The 18327-nt window shown below is 68.3% G+C and carries 12 protein-coding genes and 4 pseudogenes; 4 read left to right on the top strand and 12 right to left on the bottom strand.

All coding sequences use genetic code 11. The features are described 5' to 3' along the window. Positions 1-111: 111 nt before the first annotated feature. The 7 genes and pseudogenes from WJ438_RS10100 to ngcE all read right to left on the bottom strand — a co-directional run bounded on the left by WJ438_RS10100 (position 112) and on the right by ngcE (position 8496). A complete protein-coding gene (locus tag WJ438_RS10100; RefSeq protein ID WP_406724929.1) occupies positions 112-1404 on the bottom strand; it encodes a sugar ABC transporter permease in 1293 nt (430 codons plus the stop codon). After that, positions 1401-2192 carry an ATP-binding cassette domain-containing protein gene (locus WJ438_RS10105; protein ID WP_406724930.1) on the bottom strand — a complete coding sequence of 264 codons (792 nt, stop codon included), beginning with the start codon at positions 2190-2192 and terminating at the stop codon, positions 1401-1403. Before WJ438_RS10105 ends, WJ438_RS10100 begins: the two co-directional genes overlap by 4 nt. Positions 2193-2368: 176 nt before the next feature. Then, positions 2369-3469, bottom strand: a complete 1101-nt coding sequence (locus WJ438_RS10110; protein ID WP_406729642.1) for a substrate-binding domain-containing protein — start codon at positions 3467-3469, stop codon at positions 2369-2371. Positions 3470-3602: 133 nt separating this feature from the next. Continuing rightward, the gene (locus WJ438_RS10115; protein WP_406724931.1) at positions 3603-4814 is read right to left on the bottom strand and encodes an ROK family protein; all 1212 of its coding nucleotides are present in this window, start codon (positions 4812-4814) and stop codon (positions 3603-3605) included. A 262-nt stretch (positions 4815-5076) separates the two neighbouring features. Further along, positions 5077-6000 (bottom strand): carbohydrate ABC transporter permease, encoded by a 924-nt coding sequence (locus WJ438_RS10120; protein WP_406724932.1) that lies wholly within the window; start codon positions 5998-6000, stop codon positions 5077-5079. A gap of 4 nt (positions 6001-6004) precedes the next feature. Continuing rightward, a complete protein-coding gene (locus tag WJ438_RS10125; protein ID WP_406724933.1) occupies positions 6005-6931 on the bottom strand; it encodes a carbohydrate ABC transporter permease in 927 nt (308 codons plus the stop codon). An 82-nt stretch (positions 6932-7013) separates the two neighbouring features. Beyond that, positions 7014-8496, bottom strand: a pseudogene (gene ngcE, locus WJ438_RS10130) (N-acetylglucosamine/diacetylchitobiose ABC transporter substrate-binding protein). A gap of 403 nt (positions 8497-8899) precedes the next feature. Between ngcE and WJ438_RS10135 the strand changes: the two are divergent. The 4 genes and pseudogenes from WJ438_RS10135 to WJ438_RS10150 form a co-directional block, all read left to right on the top strand. Further along, a pseudogene (locus WJ438_RS10135) lies at positions 8900-9535 on the top strand (discoidin domain-containing protein); the annotation flags it as partial. 160 nt (positions 9536-9695) lie between these two features. Continuing rightward, positions 9696-11383 (top strand): annotated as a pseudogene (locus tag WJ438_RS10140) (GH92 family glycosyl hydrolase); the annotation flags it as partial. A gap of 79 nt (positions 11384-11462) precedes the next feature. Continuing rightward, positions 11463-11666: a hypothetical protein gene (locus WJ438_RS10145; RefSeq protein ID WP_406724934.1), complete on the top strand. Its 204-nt coding sequence runs from the start codon at positions 11463-11465 to the stop codon at positions 11664-11666. 31 nt (positions 11667-11697) lie between these two features. After that, positions 11698-11892, top strand: a complete 195-nt coding sequence (locus tag WJ438_RS10150; protein WP_406724935.1) for a hypothetical protein — start codon at positions 11698-11700, stop codon at positions 11890-11892. A 38-nt stretch (positions 11893-11930) separates the two neighbouring features. Here WJ438_RS10150 and WJ438_RS10155 read toward each other — a convergent pair. From WJ438_RS10155 to WJ438_RS10175, 5 genes and pseudogenes are all read right to left on the bottom strand, one after another. Continuing rightward, positions 11931-12122, bottom strand: a pseudogene (locus WJ438_RS10155) (cellulose binding domain-containing protein); the annotation flags it as partial. A gap of 223 nt (positions 12123-12345) precedes the next feature. Beyond that, complete coding sequence (gene acnA, locus WJ438_RS10160; RefSeq protein WP_406724936.1) at positions 12346-15069, bottom strand: aconitate hydratase AcnA; 2724 nt, start codon at positions 15067-15069, stop codon at positions 12346-12348. Positions 15070-15555: 486 nt separating this feature from the next. Beyond that, positions 15556-16128 (bottom strand): PIN domain-containing protein, encoded by a 573-nt coding sequence (locus WJ438_RS10165; protein ID WP_406724937.1) that lies wholly within the window; start codon positions 16126-16128, stop codon positions 15556-15558. Continuing rightward, positions 16092-16430, bottom strand: a complete 339-nt coding sequence (locus WJ438_RS10170; RefSeq protein ID WP_406724938.1) for a hypothetical protein — start codon at positions 16428-16430, stop codon at positions 16092-16094. The genes WJ438_RS10165 and WJ438_RS10170 overlap by 37 nt, the downstream gene beginning before the upstream one ends. A gap of 37 nt (positions 16431-16467) precedes the next feature. Beyond that, on the bottom strand, positions 16468-18012 hold the full coding sequence (locus tag WJ438_RS10175; RefSeq protein WP_406724939.1) for an integrin alpha: 1545 nt from the start codon (positions 18010-18012) through the stop codon (positions 16468-16470). Positions 18013-18327: the final 315 nt, after the last annotated feature.

Genomic DNA, 18327 nt, shown 5'->3' on the forward strand with positions numbered 1-18327 from the left:
CCGCCAGGGGTACCAGGCACAGCACGGCGGAAACGGTACGCCTGATCGCTGGGGCCTCTCGTTCGGATCATGTCGGGCTCGCGGGGTCCGGCCTGATCCACACGAAAGACCCTAGGCGCGGCCCGCGGTCTTCTGCGTCTTGCGGGTGATCGCGTCGATGACGACGGTCGCCAGCAGCACACCACCGGTGATCATGTACTGCACCGGCGAGGCGATGCCCTCCAGGGCGAGGCCGTACTGGATGGAGACGATCACCATGACACCGAGGAGCGCGTTCCAGGTGCGGCCACGGCCACCGAAGAGGGACGTACCGCCGATCACTGCCGCGGCGATGACGTTCATCAGGAACTCACCGGTGCCCGCGCCCTGGTTGGCGGAGGCGATCTTCGAGGCGACGAAGAGGCCACCGATCGCGGCGAAGGTTCCGGCGATGGCGAACACCGAGATCCGGACCATCTCCACGTTGATACCGGCACGGCGGGACGCCTCGACGCTGCCGCCGAGCGCGAAGATCTTGCGGCCGTAGGCGGTGCGGCGCAGCAGGAAGTCGGTGAGCACCAGCACGCCGAGGAAGATCACGACGGCGAGCGGCAGGCCCTTGTGCTGGTTGAAGACGACGGCCACGGCGAAGGCGACGACGGCCAGCAGCGCGGTGCGCACCAGGATCTCGCTGAGCGGGCGGGAGGGGATCCCGACGGCCTCACGGCGGCGGTTGCCCAGGTACGCGGTCAGGAAGTAGCCGGCGACGGCCACGACGGCGAGCCCGTAGGCGGCCGCGACGTCGGTGAAGTAGTAGCTGGTGAACTTGCCGACTATGCCTTCGCTGTCCAGGTTGATGGTGCCGTTGCTGCCGAGGATCTGCAGCATGAAGCCCTGCCAGAACAGCAGGCCGGCCAGCGTCACGGCGAAGGCGGGGACGCCGATGCGGGCGAAGACGAAGCCGTGGATGATGCCGGCCGCCGTGCCGGTGAGGACGGCCAGCACCAGGGCCAGCACCTCGTTCATCCCGTGCGTGACGCTGAGCACCGCGAAGGTGGCACCCGCGACACCGCTGACCGAGCCGACCGACAGGTCGATCTCACCGAGCAGCAGCACGAAGACGACACCGACGGCGATCATGCCCGTGCCGACCATCGCGACGGACATGTCGGAGAAGTTGCCCGCGGTGAGGAAGTTGGGGTTCAAGCCGGTGAAGATGGCCCAGATGACCACCAGACCGATGACGACGGGCATGGACCCGAGGTCGCCGGCCTTCATCTTCCGCTTGAACTCGCCGAGGTAGCCCGCGAAGCCCTGTTCGCGCACCAGCAGCCGGGGGTCGACGACGGTGACCGCCGCGGCGGCCGCCTCGGGGTTGGTCACCTCGTGCTCGCCCGCGGACGTCGAGGTCTTGTCGATGCTCACTTCTTGATCTCCCCATTGGTGCGCGCCGCACGACGGGTCACGGCGTTTTCCGTGGCACCGGTGATGGCGGAGATGATCTCTTCCTGCGAGGTCGACTTGACCTCGAAGATGCCGTTGTTGCGTCCGAGGCGCAGCACGGCGACCTTGTCCGCGACGGCCTTGACGTCGGCCATGTTGTGGCTGATGAGGATGACCGCGTGGTCCCGCTCGCGCAGCCGCTCGACCAGGTCGAGGACCTGCGCGGTCTGCTCAACGCCGAGGGCGGCGGTGGGCTCGTCGAGGATCACCAGCTTGGGCTCGCCGAGCATGGACCGGGCGATGGCCACGACCTGGCGCTGACCGCCGGAGAGGGAGGCGATCGGGATCCGGACGCTGGGGATGCGGATCGACAGGGTGTCGAGGAGCTCACGGGAGCGGCGCTCCATCTCGACCTCGTCCAGGACGCCGCGCTTGCGGAGCTCCCGGCCCAGATAGAGGTTGCCGACGACGTCGATGTTGTCGCACAGCGCGAGGTCCTGGTAGACCGTCGCGATGCCCAGGTTCTGGGCGTCGTTCGGCTTGTTGATCTGGACGGACCTGCCGTCCCACTCGATGACGCCCTCATCGATGGGGTGCACGCCGGCGATCGTCTTGACCAGCGTGGACTTACCGGCACCGTTGTCGCCCACCAGGGCGACCACCTCACCGGCGCGGACCTCAAGCTCTACGTCGGTGAGCGCCTGGACGGCACCGAAACGCTTGGAGACCCCGCGCAACGCCAGCACGGGCGTAGCGGACACGTGAACCATCTCCTTCGCCGCCTGACCCGGCGGGAGGTTGTGCAGAAGTTGGGGGGTGTTCCGACCGGCGCCCCGCGTAGCTTGCGGGGCTGGTGTGTGCGGGGCGCCGGCGGAGTTCGTGGCAGTCGGTCCCGTACGGGAGTCCGGTGTGGACTCCCGTACGTCTCATGGGACTCGGGGACTGCTTACTTCAGACCGATCTTGTCGCAGGCGGCCTTGTACTTGCCCGTGCAGATCTCCTGGACGGTGTAGACGCCGTCCTTGATCACGGTGTCGTTGATGTTCTCCTGGGTCAGCGACACGACCGGGACGAGCACGGAGGGCACGCCCTTGGTGGTGGGGCTGTCGACCGTGTCCTTGGCGACGGAGTCGAGCGACTTGCCCTGGGCGAGCGCGACGGCCATCTCGGCGGCGGCCTCGGCCTCCGGGGCGTACGGCTTGTAGACGCTCATGTACTGCTCACCGGTCACGATGCGCTGCACACCCGCGAGTTCGGCGTCCTGGCCGGTGACCGGGACGTCGATGCCGGCGGCCTTCAGGGCGGTGATGATGCCGCCCGCCATGCCGTCGTTGGCGGAGTAGACGCCGACGATCTTGTCCTTGCCGAGGGCGGAGATGGCGCCCTCCATGTTGGCGTTGGCGTTCTCCGGCTTCCACTCCTTGGTGTCGTACTCGCGGCCGATCTTGACCTTGCCGTCGAGGACGGAGTGCGCGCCCTCCTTGAACTGGGCGGCGTTCGGGTCGGTGGAGGAGCCGTTCATCATGACGATCTGGCCGTCCTTGGCCTTGTCGCCCAGCGCCTTGAGCAGCGCCTCGCCCTGCGTCTTGCCGACGGTCACGTTGTCGAACGAGGTGTAGGCGTCGATCGGGCCCTCGGCCAGGCGGTCGTAGGCCACGACCGGGATACCGGCGTCCTTGGCCTTCTTCACCGAGCCGGCGATGGCCTTGGCGTCCACCGCGTCCACGATGAGCACGTCGACCTTGTTGGTCACCATCGTGTCGACCTGCTGGTTCTGCAGGCTGGCGTCCTGCTTGGCGTTGGCGTAGACGACCTCGGCCTTGTTGTTCGTGAGCTCCTTGATCTTCTTCTCGATCAAGGGCTTGTCGAACTTCTCGTAGCGCGCGGTCTGGTTCTCCGGCAGGAGCAGACCGACCTTGATGTCGTCGCCCTTCTTGGCGGCGGAGTCGCTCGAGTCGCTCTTGTCGCCGGACTCGGCGGCGCTGCCGCAGGCGGCGAGCGAGAAGGCCATCGCACCGGCGGCAACGGCGACGGCGGCACGACGCATACGCGTGTTCACTTCAGAAACCTCCCTGACGAGGCCGCGACGGTGCGGCCGAGGTGGCTGGAAGTCAACTCGGCCACACGTACGGCGTCAAGAAGTAAATCCTTAACGAGATGGCAACGGTGCCATCCGTTCTCTAAGTGAAGGCAGGAGAACTCGCGGCGAGGGATCCGACGGCCGTGCCGTCCAACAGGGTGGAATCGCCCATTTCGCCCAGCGCGAGGGCGAGCGCGCCGAGCACCTCCGCACGGCCCCCAAGTGCTCCGGGAAGAACGGAGAGTTGACGCGCCGCACTGGGGATCGCGTAGCGGCCGACGGACTCCCTTATCGGTGCGAGCACCAGCTCACCGGCCTCGGCGAGGTCGCCGCCGAGCACGACCCTGCTCGGGTTCAACAGGTTGCAGAGATTGGCGACTCCGCTGCCGATGTGACGGCCGACGTCGGCGATCACCCTACGGCAGCCGGGATCGCCCTCGCGCGCCAACCGTACGACATCTTCCATGGTCAAGTCCGTGCCATGGCTGGGCTGGAGCAGCGGAAGCACATAGCGGGCCGCCGTGAACGTCTCCAGGCAGCCGCGGTTGCCGCAGCGGCAGACCGGGCCGGACTCGTCGAGCGTGATGTGCCCGATCTCCCCCGCCGTGCCGCCGGGCCCGCGGTAGATCTTCCCGCTGATCACCAGTCCGGCGCCGACACCGCTGGCGACCTTGATGTACGCGAGGTCGCGCACGCCCCGGCCGCTCCCCCAGACCATCTCGCCGAGGGCACCGAGGTTCGCGTCGTTGTCCACGTGCACGGGCACGCCGAGCCGCCCCCGCAGCTCCTCGGCGGGCTTGGTGCCGGTCCAGCCGGGCAGGATCGCGGTCGAGCCCAGGGTGCCGGACTCCACGTCGATCGGACCGGGCACGCCGAGGCCGATCCCGGTGAGCTTGGCGCGGTCCACTCCGGTCGCCTCGATCAGCCGGTTGACCAGCTGCTCCGCCCGGTCGAAGCCCTGGGTCGAGGAGGCGTCCACGTCCAGCGGCTCGGATTCCTCGGCCAGCACCTGGTGGGCGAGGTTCCCGACGGCCACCCGCAGATGGGCGTGCCCGAAGTCCACCCCTATGACGATCCCGGCGTCCCCGCTGAGCGAGACGCTGCGGGCCCGGCGGCCGCCCGCCGAAGTGGGCGTGACCTCGACCGTCCCGCCTTCCTTCAGTTCCCGGACGATATTGGATACCGTCGCCGCGGACAGGCCCGTCGTCCGCGCGATCTCGGCCTGGGTGAGGGAGCCTGCCAGCCGTACCGCTCGAACGACCCGTTCCAGATTGGCTCGGTGCAGCGACGACTGCGACCCCGGAGTCTCCACGACGACCTCCTGCGCGCGGGGCCGCTTCGACGAGGCCCCATTCCGTGTCCAACTAGTGAACTCTAAGATGAGCTGTTCGGGTTGCCTCCCGTCAAGAGGTTGAACCGTTTCCGGGTCCGCCGGTGCCATGGACACACCGGCACCCGCCGCTCCCAGGGGCGGGTGCGGCGGGTGCGCGAGCGAATCCGGAAGGTGACTTCGGAGAATCCCGACGGATACTCCCCGGGACGGCCGCGCGGCTGTCCCGAGAGGACCCGGGACGTTACTTCAGGGCACCTGCGGTGAGGCCCTGCACGACCTGGCGCTGGAAGACGATGTACGCGGCGAGCACCGGGAGCATCGCCATCACGAGGCCGGCGAAGAGGCCGGACCAGTCCCCCTTGTAGCCCTGGCTGACGGCCAGCTGCACCAGGCCCTGGGTGAGGACGTGCTTGTCCTCGTCGGTGTTGAGCACGGTGGGCAGCATGTACTGGTTCCACTGGCCCAGGAAGTTGAAGATGCCCACGCTGATCAGGCCCGGCTTGGCCATCGGGAGCATGATCTGGAAGAACGTCCTGGTGTGCGAGGCCCCGTCCACGAACGCGGCCTCCGCCACGGTGCTGGGCAGGGTCCGGAAGAACGCGGTGAGGAAGAACACCGTGAACGGCAGCGAGTACGCGATGTAGACCAGGATCAGCCCGTGGATCGTGTTCAGCAGGCCCATGTTGTTGACGACGTAGAACAGCGGGACCAGGGCGAGCATGATCGGGAAGCTCATGCCGCCGATGAACAGGTAGTAGATGAACCGGTTGCCCGGGAACTCGAAGCGGGCCAGCACATAGGCGGCCATCGAGCCGAGCACCAGCGTGCCGATGAGTGAACCGCCCACCACCAGAACGGTGTTGAGGAAGTAGTCGCTCATGTGGGCCTGGGTCCAGGCCCGCGACCAGTTCTCGAAGTGGAGCTTGTCCGGCAGCGACCAGGGCGAGCCGAAGATGGAGGCGTCGTCCTTGAAGGACGTCATCACCGCCCACACCAGCGGCAGGGCCACCATGATCGCCCAGATCACGAGGATGCCGTGGGAGAAGACGTTGAGGACGCCGCCCGCCTTCTTCTCCTTGGGGGGCGCGCCGCCGGGGCTGTCGGCCCTGGTGACGGTGACACCGGACTCGGCCGGTACCGGGGCGGGGGTCTCGGTCGTCTTCATGTGATCAGTACTCCAGCCGCTCGCGCCGCCCCAGCTTCATCACGACGGCGGCGAAGGCCAGTGTGACGACGAGCAGGGCGACACCGATGGTGGTGGCGTAGGCGGCCTGACCGTCGCGGAACGCCTTCTGGTACACGTACAGGACCATGACGGTGGTCGAGTAGTCGGGGCCGCCGGGCCCGGTCGTCATGATGTGTACGACCGCGAACGATTCGGCGCCCAGGGCGAGGATGCCCATGTACACCCAGCCGGACTGCACGGTGTCCCACAGCAGCGGCAGGGTGATGCGGAAGAACGTGGTGATGCGGTCGGCGCCGTCAAGCAGCGCGGCCTCGTACAGGTCCGCCGGGATGGACGCCATACCGGCGGAGAAGAGGACCACGAAGAAGCCGACCGTGGACCAGACGATCACCGCCATGACGGCCCACAGGGCGAGGTTCGGATCGCCCAGCCAGAGCGGCTGGATGCCGTCGAGCCCGACCGCCCGCAGGAACGAGTTGATCGCACCGCTGTCCGGGTTGTACGCGAACGCGAACAGCAGGGCGACGATCGCGATCGACAGGACCTGCGGGAAGAAGTAGACGATCTTGTAGAACGCGGAGCCGCGGACCCCGGAGATCACCGGTCCGCCGCGGCGCCGCCGGCCGCCCACGTTGATCATGAAGGAGAGGAACAGCGCCAGACCGATCGTCACCACCGGCACCAGCAGGGCGAACAGCAGGCTGTGCTGCAACGACTTCCAGAAGATGTCGTCGTCCAGCATGCGTGCGTAGTTGTCGAGCCCCACCATCGTGAAATCGGGACTCAGACCGGTCCAGTCCGTGAACGAGTAGTAGATCGACTGGATGAACGGCCAGACGACGAAGAGCGCGTACAGCCCCAGGGGAACCGTCAGGAACCCCACGATGAACCGGTACTTGCCGTGCTGCATTGCTAGCGACCCCGTTCTGCGCGCGGGCGTCACCAGGGCCTGTCCGGCACGGGTGTGCCGGACAGGCCCTGGTGACGGGTCCTCACTGGTGCTTGTAGTGCTTGATCGACGAGTCCTTGGCCGCCTCGTCGGCGAAGCCCTGGATCTTCTTGATGGTCTCGGCAGGGGTCGCACGGCCGGCCATCATCTCGCCGAGTCCGGACACGCCGATCTTCTCCTTCTGGAGTTGCACGTACCAGTCCTGGATGCGCGGGTTCACCACGTTCTCGCCGGCCTTGTCGAGCGCGGCGACACCGGCCTTCAGGCCCGGGGTGAGCTCGATGCCGTCGGTGCCGCCGTTGTACGCGGTCAGGGACTTCACCTTGCTGGTGAAGTTCTTCGAGGACGCCTCGCTGAGCATGATGCGCATCTGCTCCATGCCGCCCGCGCCGTTCTTCGCCTTGGCGGGCACGACGAAGGGTTCGCCGCCGGAGGCCCAGATGGTGCCGAAGGGCAGCTTGTCGGAGGAGTCCAGACCGGTGGGCGCGGAGACGGCCAGGTCGAAGTCGGCGGGGATCACCTTCGCCGACTCGTTCTCCACCCAGGAGCCGTTCGGGATGAACAGCGCCTTGCCCTTGGCCCAGGCGGTCTGGGACTGGACGTGGTCCAGCCCCGGGGTGCCCTTGAGGACGTAGCCCTTCTGGTAGAGCTCGTAGTAGGCCTCGAAGCACGCCTTGACGGCGGGGTGCTTCCAGGCGTTCGGCTCCAGGTTGTCGATGGCGTCGAGCACCTCGCGCCCGCCGACCTTGCCGATCATCGGGTAGAGCGAGAAGGGGAGGTAGTACGGGTACTTGCCAGGCGTAGGTCCAGCCGGCCATGCCCTTCTTCTTGGCCTTCGCGCAGACCGCGAGCATCTGGTCCCAGGTCTCGGGGTACTGCTCGTCGAGCGAGTCCAGGGCCTTCTGCGAGTACCAGACGCCGTAGACCGTGTAGGCGTAGTACAGGATCCAGACCTGGTCGCCGTCGAACTGGCCCATCTCCACGATGCCGGGGCGCAGCGTGTCGCGGACCTTCTTGGCCGGGTCGTCGTAGGAGGGGGCGTCCAGCAGCGGGGTGAGATCGGCGAGCTGCTTCTTGCCGACCAGGACGCCCATGTCCATCTGTTCGGCGCCGGAGTTGTCGATGAGGTCGGGCGGGTTGCCCTGGTTGAACCGCGGCTGAAGGGTGGACTGGATCTTCTGGGTGGCGGAGAACTTGACCGTCGCCCCGGGGAAGGCCTTCTCGTAGACCTTGACCGCGTCCTCGGCGTACTCCTTGCCGAAACCGCCGTCGAACAGGACGAATTCCATCTGTGCGGTGTCATTGACACCGAGCGGGTTCTGCTCGGTCTTCTTGCCCGCCTTGGCCTTGTCCTGATCCTCCCCGCCGCCGCTGGCGCACGCGGACAGGAAACCCATCGCGGGTACGGAGATCAGGCCGAGTGCCGCGGACCGCTTGATCAGATCGCGGCGGCCGACTCCGGTGGTGCTGTGGTCACGCGTGCTGTGGTCACGGGCGCCGTTGTTCTCGGCGGAAGTGGATCCCATGCTCAAGTCCTCGCCTTCTCCAGGACTCAGGCGGTGAACCGGATCCTTCCGGCACCGCGTTCGGGTCACGCTGGGTCGTGCAGGATGTGCGGCTGGTGCCGGCGGCACCAGTGGTACGGGACGTCTGCTGTTCGAGGTGCTGTGAGGATGCCCCGGAGTGCCGACAGGTATAGTCCACTTCCCGTCAACGGAGCAAGATCGAACACAAGGTTCCCCACCGGTCTTTTCCGAGTTGAGACCTGGCGGAAAAATGAGCGGTCCTCGCGTTCCGCAGCGGAGGAATCCCTACCCCTGGAAGCGAGCGCCGCATCCAACACCCTTGACACCCCTCACCACTTGGACCACTGCTGGTGCTTGCGCAGCAATTTTGCCAACGTTCTCCAGCCAGGGAGGGTGCTCGCGCATGCAGCACGGAGTCCGGCACAGAGTTCGACTCAGATGGGGCCCGGCGGTCGTCGCGACGACCGCCTTCGCCGTGGCAGCGGCCTCACCGGGCGTCGCGGTCGCCCTGCCCGGGGCCCCGGCCGAGGCCGACCGGGAGTTCGCTTCGTCGTTCGAGCCGGGGGAGCCCGCCCCCGACTGGTTGAACACGGTCGACACCACACCGGGCGGCGGCAAGCGCGCCTCGGGCGTCGACGGCGGCTACAGCAGCGGCATTCCGGGCAATGTCACCGACCATGTCACGGAGGTGCGCGCCAGCGCGGAGAACACGGGCGGCGGCGAGGTCAAGGAGAACCTCGCCGACGGCGAGCCGGGCACCAAGTGGCTGGCCTTCGAGCCCGTCGGCTGGGCCGAGTTCGACCTGGACGCCCCGGCCGAGATCGTCCGGTACGCGCTCACCTCGGCCAACGACCACGCCGAACGCGACCCGCGGGACTGGACCCTGAAGGGTTCGGCCGACGGCGAGAAGTGGAAGACCCTCGACACCCGTTCGGGCGAGTCGTTCTCCGAGCGGTTCCAGACCAGGATCTACGACCTCGACGCTTCGGCCGTCGCCGAGTACCGGCACTTCCGGCTGGAGATCACCAGGAACGCAGGCGGGGGCATACTCCAGCTCGCCGACGTCCAGTTCTCCACCGGTGACAGCGCCGGTCCCGTCCCGCAGGACATGCTCTCGCTGGTCGACCGCGGCCCGAGCGGCTCGCCGACGGCGAAGTCGGGCGCCGGATTCACCGGCAAGCGTGCACTGCGCTACGCCGGACGGCACACCGTCGACGCGCACCGGCGCGAGGATCGTCGAGGGCAAGGTGTACGTCAACAACGGCTTCTGGGACACCTACCGGACCACCTGGCCCGCGTACTCCTTCCTGACCCCCTCCAAGGCGGGTGAGCTGGTCGACGGGTTCGTACAGCACTACAAGGACGGCGGCTGGACCTCCCGTTGGTCCTCACCCGGTTACGCCGACCTGATGACCGGCACCTCCTCGGACGTCGCGTTCGCCGACGCGTACGTCAAGGGCGTGGATTTCGACGCCGAGGCGGCGTACGACGCGGCCGTGAAGAACGCCACCGTCGTGCCCCCGTCGTCGGGCGTCGGCCGCAAGGGCATGGCGACCTCGCCCTTCCTCGGCTACACCGGCACCGAGACGCACGAGGGCCTGTCGTGGGCACTGGAGGGCTACCTCAACGACTACGGCATCGCCCGGATGGGCCAGGCCCTCTACGGGAAGACCGGCGACAAGCGCTCCATGCAGGAGTCCGCCTACTTCCTCGACCGCGCCCAGAAATACGTCAACCTGTTCGACTCCGAGGCCGGCTTCTTCCAGGGGAGGAGCACGAAGGGCGACTGGCGCGTCGAGTCCTCGACGTACGACCCGCGGGGCTGGGGGTACGACTACACCGAGACGAACGGCTGGGGCTACGCCTTCACCGCCCCGCAGGACAGCCGCGGCCTGGCCAACCTGCACGGCGGGCGGGGCGGCCTCGCGGACAAGCTCGACGAGTACCTGGCCACCCCGGAGACGGCCTCCCCCGAGTTCGTCGGCTCCTACGGCGGAGTCATCCACGAGATGACCGAGGCGCGGGACGTCCGGATGGGCATGTACGGGCACTCCAACCAGGTCGCCCACCACGCCCTGTACATGTACGACGCGGCCAGGCCCTGGAAGACCCAGAAGAACGTCCGTGAGGTGCGTCACGGCTCTACACCGGCAGCGAGATCGGGCAGGGATACCACGGCGACGAGGACAACGGCGAGCAGTCCGCCTGGTACCTGTTCTCTTCCCTCGGCTTCTACCCGCTGGTGATGGGCAGCGGCGAGTACGCCATCGGCTCCCCGCTGTTCACGAAGGCGACGGTACACCTGGAGAACGGCCGCGAACTGGTCGTCAAGGCGCCGAAGAACAGCGCGAAGAACGTCTACGTGCAGGGCCTGAAGGTCAACGGCAAGCGCTGGAACTCCACCTCGCTCCCCCACGCGCTGATCGCGAAGGGCGGCGTCCTGGAGTTCGACATGGGCCCGCGTCCGTCGACGTGGGGCACGGGCAAGGACACCGCTCCCGTGTCGATCACCGAGGACGACGAGGTGCCCACGCCCCGCGAGGACGCGCTGAAGGGCGAGGGCGCCCTGTTCGACGACACGTCGGCGACCGGCGCCACGGTGTCCGTGGTCGACCTGCCCGTGACCGGGGAGACGAAGGCGGTGCAGTACACGCTGACGTCCTCGGACGCCGCCAAGGCGCCCACGGGCTGGGTGCTGCAGGGGTCCTCGGACGGCCAGACGTGGGAGCACCTGGATAAGCGGGCCAAGCGGGCGGACGCCACGGACACGTTCCGCTGGGACCGGCAGACGCGGGCCTTCTCGGTGGCCGAGCCGGGGACGTACGGCCACTACCGGCTGGTCCTCACCGGTGAGTCGGCGCTGGCGGAGGTGGAACTCCTGAGCTGATCCGACTCCTTGAGGCGGGTTCGGGCCAGGCCCGGACCCGCCTTTCCCCCTGTGCCGACAGGTACCACTGCGGTGACCGGTGCACCAGAATCGACCCCACGGCCGCCGCCTTCCGCACGGCTCATCCACCGAGGGGGACGGCGACACGGGCTCCGGCGACATGGGCTCGGCGGACGTCGACCCGGCCTGGCTGCCGCCCGTCGTCTTCCGTGCCGTCGGCAGTCGGCGCTCCCCCTGCGGACCGCCCGCGGGCCGCTGGTGGACACGGTGCACGGCGAACTGACGGCGGCCTGCGAGCGGTTCGGTGGCCGGGGGTGCGGGACGGAGGCGCGGACACCGAGTTGGTCCTCGAACGCCGCGCGGAGCCGACGGACGCGGACCCCCGCAGGGAGATCCACATCTACCCGTTCAACGGGCACGAGGGCGGGGACGCGGTTCATGTACGACGCCGACTGGACCGGCTGAACGGTCTGCTGGGGAGTCGACCGACGCCGGAGCGGCACCGATGACGACCGGACACGCCATCGGGGCCGCCCACGACGCGGGTTCAGCCAACTCTGCAGGGCAGGGTCGTCGTGCTGTCACCGCCGGAGCCGGAGACGACGTAGCCGAAGGTGGCACTCTCCCCCGGATCCAGCGCGCCGTTGTAGTCGGCGTCGTGGACCATGCCGTCCTGGCCCTGGTAGGTGCCGTTGCCGCTCCACAGACTGTCGACCCGCTGGCCGTCCGGGAGGGTCCAGCGGCGGGTTCCGGTCCGCCGACATGATGGGAGCGCTCCATCCCACTCGTCAGGGAAGGCAGCGTCGCACGCTCCGGTTGTAAACGGCTGACGCAGCGGGGACTGGAAGCACGCCGGTTCCGGGCCGGACGCGGGGGCCGGGACGGACGACGAGGGCCGCATCCCCGACGGACGGGGATGCGGCCCTCGACTTCCTCGCGGTACCGCTTACTCGCCGATCAGGTCACTTGCTGATCAGGCCGCGCAGCACGTACTGCAGGATGCCGCCGTTGCGGTAGTAGTCCGCCTCGCCGGGGGTGTCGATGCGGACGACACCGTCGAACTCGACGCCGGTGTCGGTGGTGACCTTCACCGTGCTGGGGATGGAGCCGTTGTTGAGCTCGGTGACGCCGGTGAGGGAGAAGGTCTCCTCGCCGGTCAGGCCGAGCGTCTCGGCGGTGTGGCCCTCCGGGAACTGGAGCGGCAGCACGCCCATGCCGATGAGGTTCGAGCGGTGGATGCGCTCGTACGACTCGGCGATAACGGCCTTGACGCCGAGCAGCGCGGTGCCCTTGGCGGCCCAGTCGCGGGACGAGCCGGAGCCGTACTCCTTGCCGGCCAGGACGACCAGCGGGATGCCCTGGTCCACGTAGTTGCGCGAGGCGTCGTAGATGAACGACACCGGACCGCCGTCCTGGGTGAAGTCGCGGGTGTAGCCGCCCTCGGTGCCCGGCGCGATCTGGTTGCGCAGGCGGATGTCGGCGAACGTGCCGCGGATCATGACCTCGTGGTTGCCGCGGCGGGAGCCGTAGCTGTTGAAGTCGCGGCGCTCGACGCCGTGCTCCGTGAGGTACTTGCCGGCCGGGGTGTCGGCCTTGATGGCACCGGCCGGGGAGATGTGGTCGGTGGTGACCGAGTCGCCCAGCTTGGCGAGGACGCGGGCGCCGGCGATGTCCTCGACCGGCTCCGGCTCCATGCCCATGCCCTCGAAGTACGGGGGCTTGCGGACGTAGGTGGACTCGGCGTCCCACTCGAAGGTGTTGCCGGTCGGGATCGGCAGCGCCTGCCACTGGGCGTCGCCGGCGAAGACGTCGGCGTAGGACTTGGTGAACATGTCCTCGCCGATGGTGTGGGCGACGACGTCGTTGACCTCGGCCTCGGTCGGCCAGATGTCCTTCAGGAAGACGGGGTTGCCGTCCTGGTCCAGGCCGAGGGACTCGCGGGTGATGTCCACCTTCATCGAACCGGCGATGGCGTAGGCCACGACCAGCGGCGGGGACGCCAGGTAGTTCATCTTGACGTCGGGGTTGATCCGACCCTCGAAGTTGCGGTTGCCGGAGAGCACCGAGGTGACGGCGAGGTCGTGCTCGTTGACCGCCTTGGAGACCTCGTCCGGCAGCGGGCCGGAGTTGCCGATGCAGGTGGTGCAGCCGTAACCGACGAGGTTGAAGCCGACCTTGTCGAGGTAGGGGGTCAGGCCCGCCTTGTCGAAGTAGTCGGTGACGACCTTGGAGCCCGGGGCGAGGGTGGTCTTGACCCACGGCTTGCGGGTCAGGCCCTTCTCGACCGCCTTCTTGGCCACCAGGGCGGCGGCGACCATGACGTACGGGTTGGAGGTGTTGGTGCAGGAGGTGATCGCGGCGACGGTGACGTGGCCGTGGTCGAGCTCGTACTCCGTGCCGTCGGCCGCGGTGACCTTCACCTTGTGGGTGGGGGCGCCGTTGGAGATGGCCGGCGCGTCGGAGGCCGGGAAGGACTCCTTGCTGGCCTCGTCGACGTCGCCGCCGTCCTTGACGTAGTTGCGCACGTCCTGGGCGAACTGGGCCTTCGCGTCGGCGAGGACGATGCGGTCCTGCGGGCGCTTCGGGCCGGCGATGGAGGGCACGACCGTGGCCAGGTCGAGCTCCAGCTTCTCGGAGAAGTCCGGCTCGGCCTTCGGGTCCAGCCAGAGACCCTGCTCCTTGGCGTACGCCTCGACGAGCGCGACCTGCTGGTCGCTGCGGCCGGTCAGGCGCAGGTAGTTCAGCGTCTCGCCGTCGATCGGGAAGATGGCGGCGGTGGAGCCGAACTCCGGCGACATGTTGCCGATGGTGGCGCGGTTGGCCAGGCTCGTCGCGGCGACGCCCTCGCCGTAGAACTCGACGAACTTGCCGACGACGCCGTGCTTGCGCAGCATCTCGGTGATGGTCAGCACCAGGTCGGTGGCGGTGGTGCCGGGCTTGAGCTCACCGGTCAGCTTGAAGCCGACGACGCGCGGGATCAGCATGGAGACCGGCTGGCCGAGCATGGCGGCCTCGGCCTCGATGCCGCCGACGCCCCAGCCGAGGACGCCGAGGCCGTTGACCATGGTGGTGTGCGAGTCGGTGCCGACCAGAGTGTCGGGGTAGGCCTTGCCGTCACGGGTCATGACGACACGGGCCAGGTGCTCGATGTTCACCTGGTGGACGATGCCGGTGCCGGGCGGGACGACCTTGAACTCGTCGAAGGCGGTCTGGCCCCAGCGCAGGAACTGGTAGCGCTCCTTGTTGCGGCCGTACTCCAGGTCGACGTTCTGCTTGAAGGCGTCGTTGGTGCCGAACTTGTCGGCGATGACGGAGTGGTCGATGACCAGCTCGGCCGGGGCCAGCGGGTTGATCTTAGCCGGGTCGCCGCCGAGCTCCTTGACGGCCTCGCGCATGGTGGCGAGGTCCACGACACAGGGGACACCCGTGAAGTCCTGCATGATCACACGGGCCGGGGTGAACTGGATCTCCTGCGACGGCTGGGCCTGGGAGTCCCAGGAGCCGAGCGCGCGGATGTGGTCGGCGGTGATGTTCGCGCCGTCCTCGGTACGGAGCAGGTTCTCCAGCAGCACCTTCAGGCTGTAGGGAAGGCGTGCGGCGCCCTCGACCTTGTCCAGCCGGAAGATCTCGTACGACTCGTCGCCCACCTGCAGCGTGCTGCGGGCGTCGAAGCTGTTCGCCGACACGACAGTCTCCTTCATTGATGTGCGCGTACCACCACACCGCAACCCATGTGCGGCTACCGCCGCGTGGTGCCGCCACTACGTCTCGACGATCCGCTAAGGTAAGGCTTAGTTAGGCTTCCCTTACCGGTGTGGCGACTGCGGTGCACCTCGGCCTGATATCTCGATGTCGAGATAACTCTAATACACGACGGCCGAATGGTCATGCGCGGCCCGCCTGTCCGCTGTCATCCAACCGAGGCGATTGACAGCGAACCCAGTCGTTCTGGGTTCCTTGCCAGCGAACCTAGTCGTACGAGGTGATGTGCTGGGGGTGGGTGGCTGTACCGGTCGGGGTGGATCTTGCGGAGCCGTACGTGGATGCTGTGCACGAGCGTCAGCGACGTCCGCTGCTGGACTGCGGGACGGCGCGGTTCGAGGACGTGGCTGCGGTGCGGCCACATCGCTAACTACCGTCAGGTGGCGTGTAGCGCAGTGTTACTGCCGTTCTCAACTGACCGTAGGAGCCTCGGCTTCGGCCTGTCGGGCGCGCCGCTGCGCGCGGACGCCAGTGCCAGACCTGTCCGGGGCCGACCAGTCTGGCTCGGCCCCGGGGTCCTTCGTCGCCACTTTGGACACCTGCAGTCCGGCAGCCCGGCCCCGGGTGTGCTGACTCGTATCGCACGTCAGCAACCGAACGTCGCGGCCGGCCAGGCCCTGGATGGCCACCGTCCGGTTGATGATCTCGACATCGGGGCGGTCCAGGCGCACGTAGCCGGGGGGATCGAGGACGATCTCCACGTTGACCTTGCCGCGGGTCTCGCCGTCCTGAACGGTGTGCTCCCCCTCATGCAGGACCCCGTGGCGTTCGCCGTTGAGAACCCCGTCGAGGAGACCGAGCGTGTGGGCGGCACGCCAGCGGGCCCGCTGCTTGCTGGCGTCCTTGAGGTCGTCCAGCTCGTCGACCACCACGATCGGGAACAGCAGGCGCACGAACTGCCAGCGCGGCACGTCAAGCACCTCGTGCAGGTCGACGTCGGCCAGCTTCACCTCGTTCTGGATGTAGAAGCTGGAGTCGGCCACGACGAACACCTCCCGCTGGCTCCACCGGCCGATCCGCGTATCCAGCGCGGCCACGGCCGCCTCGAACGCCTCGATCCGTTCGGCGACACAAGTTGGACCAAGCCGTTCACGAGGCGTTGCTGGGCGGTCCCGGCGAGGGTGCCGCAGCTGCCCAGCAGCGTCCGGTAGCGGTCGGTGAACACGAGCTGGTCGAGGTCCCGGTCGCTGATCTGGGAGCGCAGCATCCGCGCGGACTCCGTGGCCCACTCCAGATACGTCAGCATCCCCTCGAAGGCGCTGCCGTACGGCCGCTGCAGGTTCATCGCCGTGGGTGTGGACGCCGCTGGGATGTGGTCGCCGTCAGTCGGCCACCGAGGCTCCGAACAGGGCCCCGGTCGCGGGCAGGCCCATGGTGGACGGGCCGAACGAGAAGGAACCGCTCGCGGTGATGCCGCTGGAGGTGGCCGAGAAGACCCACGCGGCACCGTTGTTCGCGTTCTCCGCCCAGTCGCCGACGACTAGGCCGTCCTTCTTGTCGCCGTTGGCGTCGACGAGGGCGGTCTCGCTGCCGAAACGGTCCAGCTTCTCGGCGGTGCCGGGTACCCCGGCGGTGTTCTGGCTGAACGACTTGATGCCGGTGGTGGTCAGACCGTTCGCGCTGCCGCGCAGCACGAGCACGGTGCCGGCGTCGGTGAGGCCGTCGAAGTCCTCGCCGGGCAGGCCGGTCGCCACGTCCAGGTAGCCGTCACCGTTGGTGTCGCCGATCGACAGGCCCGTGCCCATGCCGTCACGCCACTCCCCCACGCCCGGTACGCCCGCGGTGTCCTGGTTGATCCACACCGGCTTGCGGGTGGTGGACACGCCGTTCGGGCCGCCGGGGACGACGGCGATCGCACCGCCCTTGACCGGGAGGCCGATGTCGTAGTCGGTGCCGTCGACAGAGTGGCCGACGACGATCTCGGCGTGACCGTCCTTGTCGAGGTCGCCGATCTCGACGTCATCGCCGCGGATGAGCCGTCCCTGAGCGTCCTTGAGGAGGCCCTTGTACGTGAACCCGGAAGGACCGCCCACCAGCAGGGCGACCCCACCGGTACCGACCTCGCCGTCCTGCTGCCTGGCGCTGATGGCCAGATCGGCAATGCCGTCGCCGGTCACGTCACCGGCGGCCATCGCGAGGGCGTACCACTCCTCGCCGGGGAAGACGGTGAACCGGGTCGTCCCCGCGCTGCCGCCGTCCCGCTGGAACGGGCCGTGCAGCACCGAGCCGTCGCCCGGCGTGTTCTCGTCGCCGTAGTCGTCGCCCCACGCCGCCACGTCCGGGTTCTTGTCCCCGTCGACGTCGGCGACCACGAAGGCGCTGCGGGAGTTCGCCGGCACGTTCCTCAGCAGGGTCGGCGTGGCGGACAGCCCCTTGGGACCGCCCCAGTTGACGGCCAGGAAACGTCCGTCGTAGCCGCTGATCGGCGACATGTCCACGAGCGACAGCAGATCGGCGTAGCCGTCCCGGTCGAGGTCGCCGCTCTGCAGGGCGCTGCCGTAGCGCGTCTGGGGCTGCGTCGTCGACCGGTTCGACCAGGTCGGCACCGACCGGCTCGACCAGGTCAGCACCTGCTTGCGCGAGGTCGACAGCCCGCTGGACGAGCCGTACAGCACGCTGACGGCCCCCGCCTTCGCCTGCCCGTTCAACGTGGTGCCCGGCGCGCCGATCGCCAGGTCGGGGTAGCCGTCGCCGTTGAAGTCGTCGTGCAGGCGCTTGGTGCTGGGCGTGGTGGCGGTCGTGGCGGTGGTCGTCGCGGCCGGGGTGGCGGCGTTGACGACGGGAGCCAGCACGGCACCGCTGACCAGGGCGATACCGGTGGCGAGGACGAGCCGTCTGCGGCGCCGGGGAAGGGAACGGGAAGCCATGGTTGTCCTGACGTAGGCGGAGAAGAAGGCGCGTGGGGGGTGGCGGGGTACCAACGCGGGAACGCGTCGCCGAGCCAGGCGCCGCTCGCGACCGTGCCGAGAGTGCGGGCGCCGAAGGAGACGGAGCCCTTGGCCATGACACCGGCGGACCCAGAGCGGAACACTTATACGGCACCGGCGTACGCGTCCTCACGCCGCCCAGTACGACTCACCAGAGAGACGGTTGGTTGTGCTGGGGTACGCCGCGACTTTCCCTGCCGTTTTAAGCCAGCCAAGGGATCCTAATGCGCCGTCTGTCAAGCGGCAGAGCTTTTT

Origin of the sequence: Streptomyces sp. GD-15H, assembly GCF_045291515.1 — a bacterium.
Lineage (GTDB): Bacteria > Actinomycetota > Actinomycetes > Streptomycetales > Streptomycetaceae > Streptomyces.

Bases quoted from the DNA above. Each gene is read 5' to 3' on its own strand.
- WJ438_RS10105 (WP_406724930.1), bottom strand. From the start codon at position 2,192: ATGGTTCACGTGTCCGCTACGCCCGTGCTGGCGTTGCGCGGGGTCTCC.
- WJ438_RS10110 (WP_406729642.1), bottom strand. From the start codon at position 3,469: ATGCGTCGTGCCGCCGTCGCCGTTGCCGCCGGTGCGATGGCCTTCTCG.
- WJ438_RS10120 (WP_406724932.1), bottom strand. From the start codon at position 6,000: ATGAAGACGACCGAGACCCCCGCCCCGGTACCGGCCGAGTCCGGTGTC.
- WJ438_RS10125 (WP_406724933.1), bottom strand. From the start codon at position 6,931: ATGCAGCACGGCAAGTACCGGTTCATCGTGGGGTTCCTGACGGTTCCC.
- WJ438_RS10170 (WP_406724938.1), bottom strand. From the start codon at position 16,430: ATGAACCTGCAGCGGCCGTACGGCAGCGCCTTCGAGGGGATGCTGACG.
- WJ438_RS10175 (WP_406724939.1), bottom strand. From the start codon at position 18,012: ATGGCTTCCCGTTCCCTTCCCCGGCGCCGCAGACGGCTCGTCCTCGCC.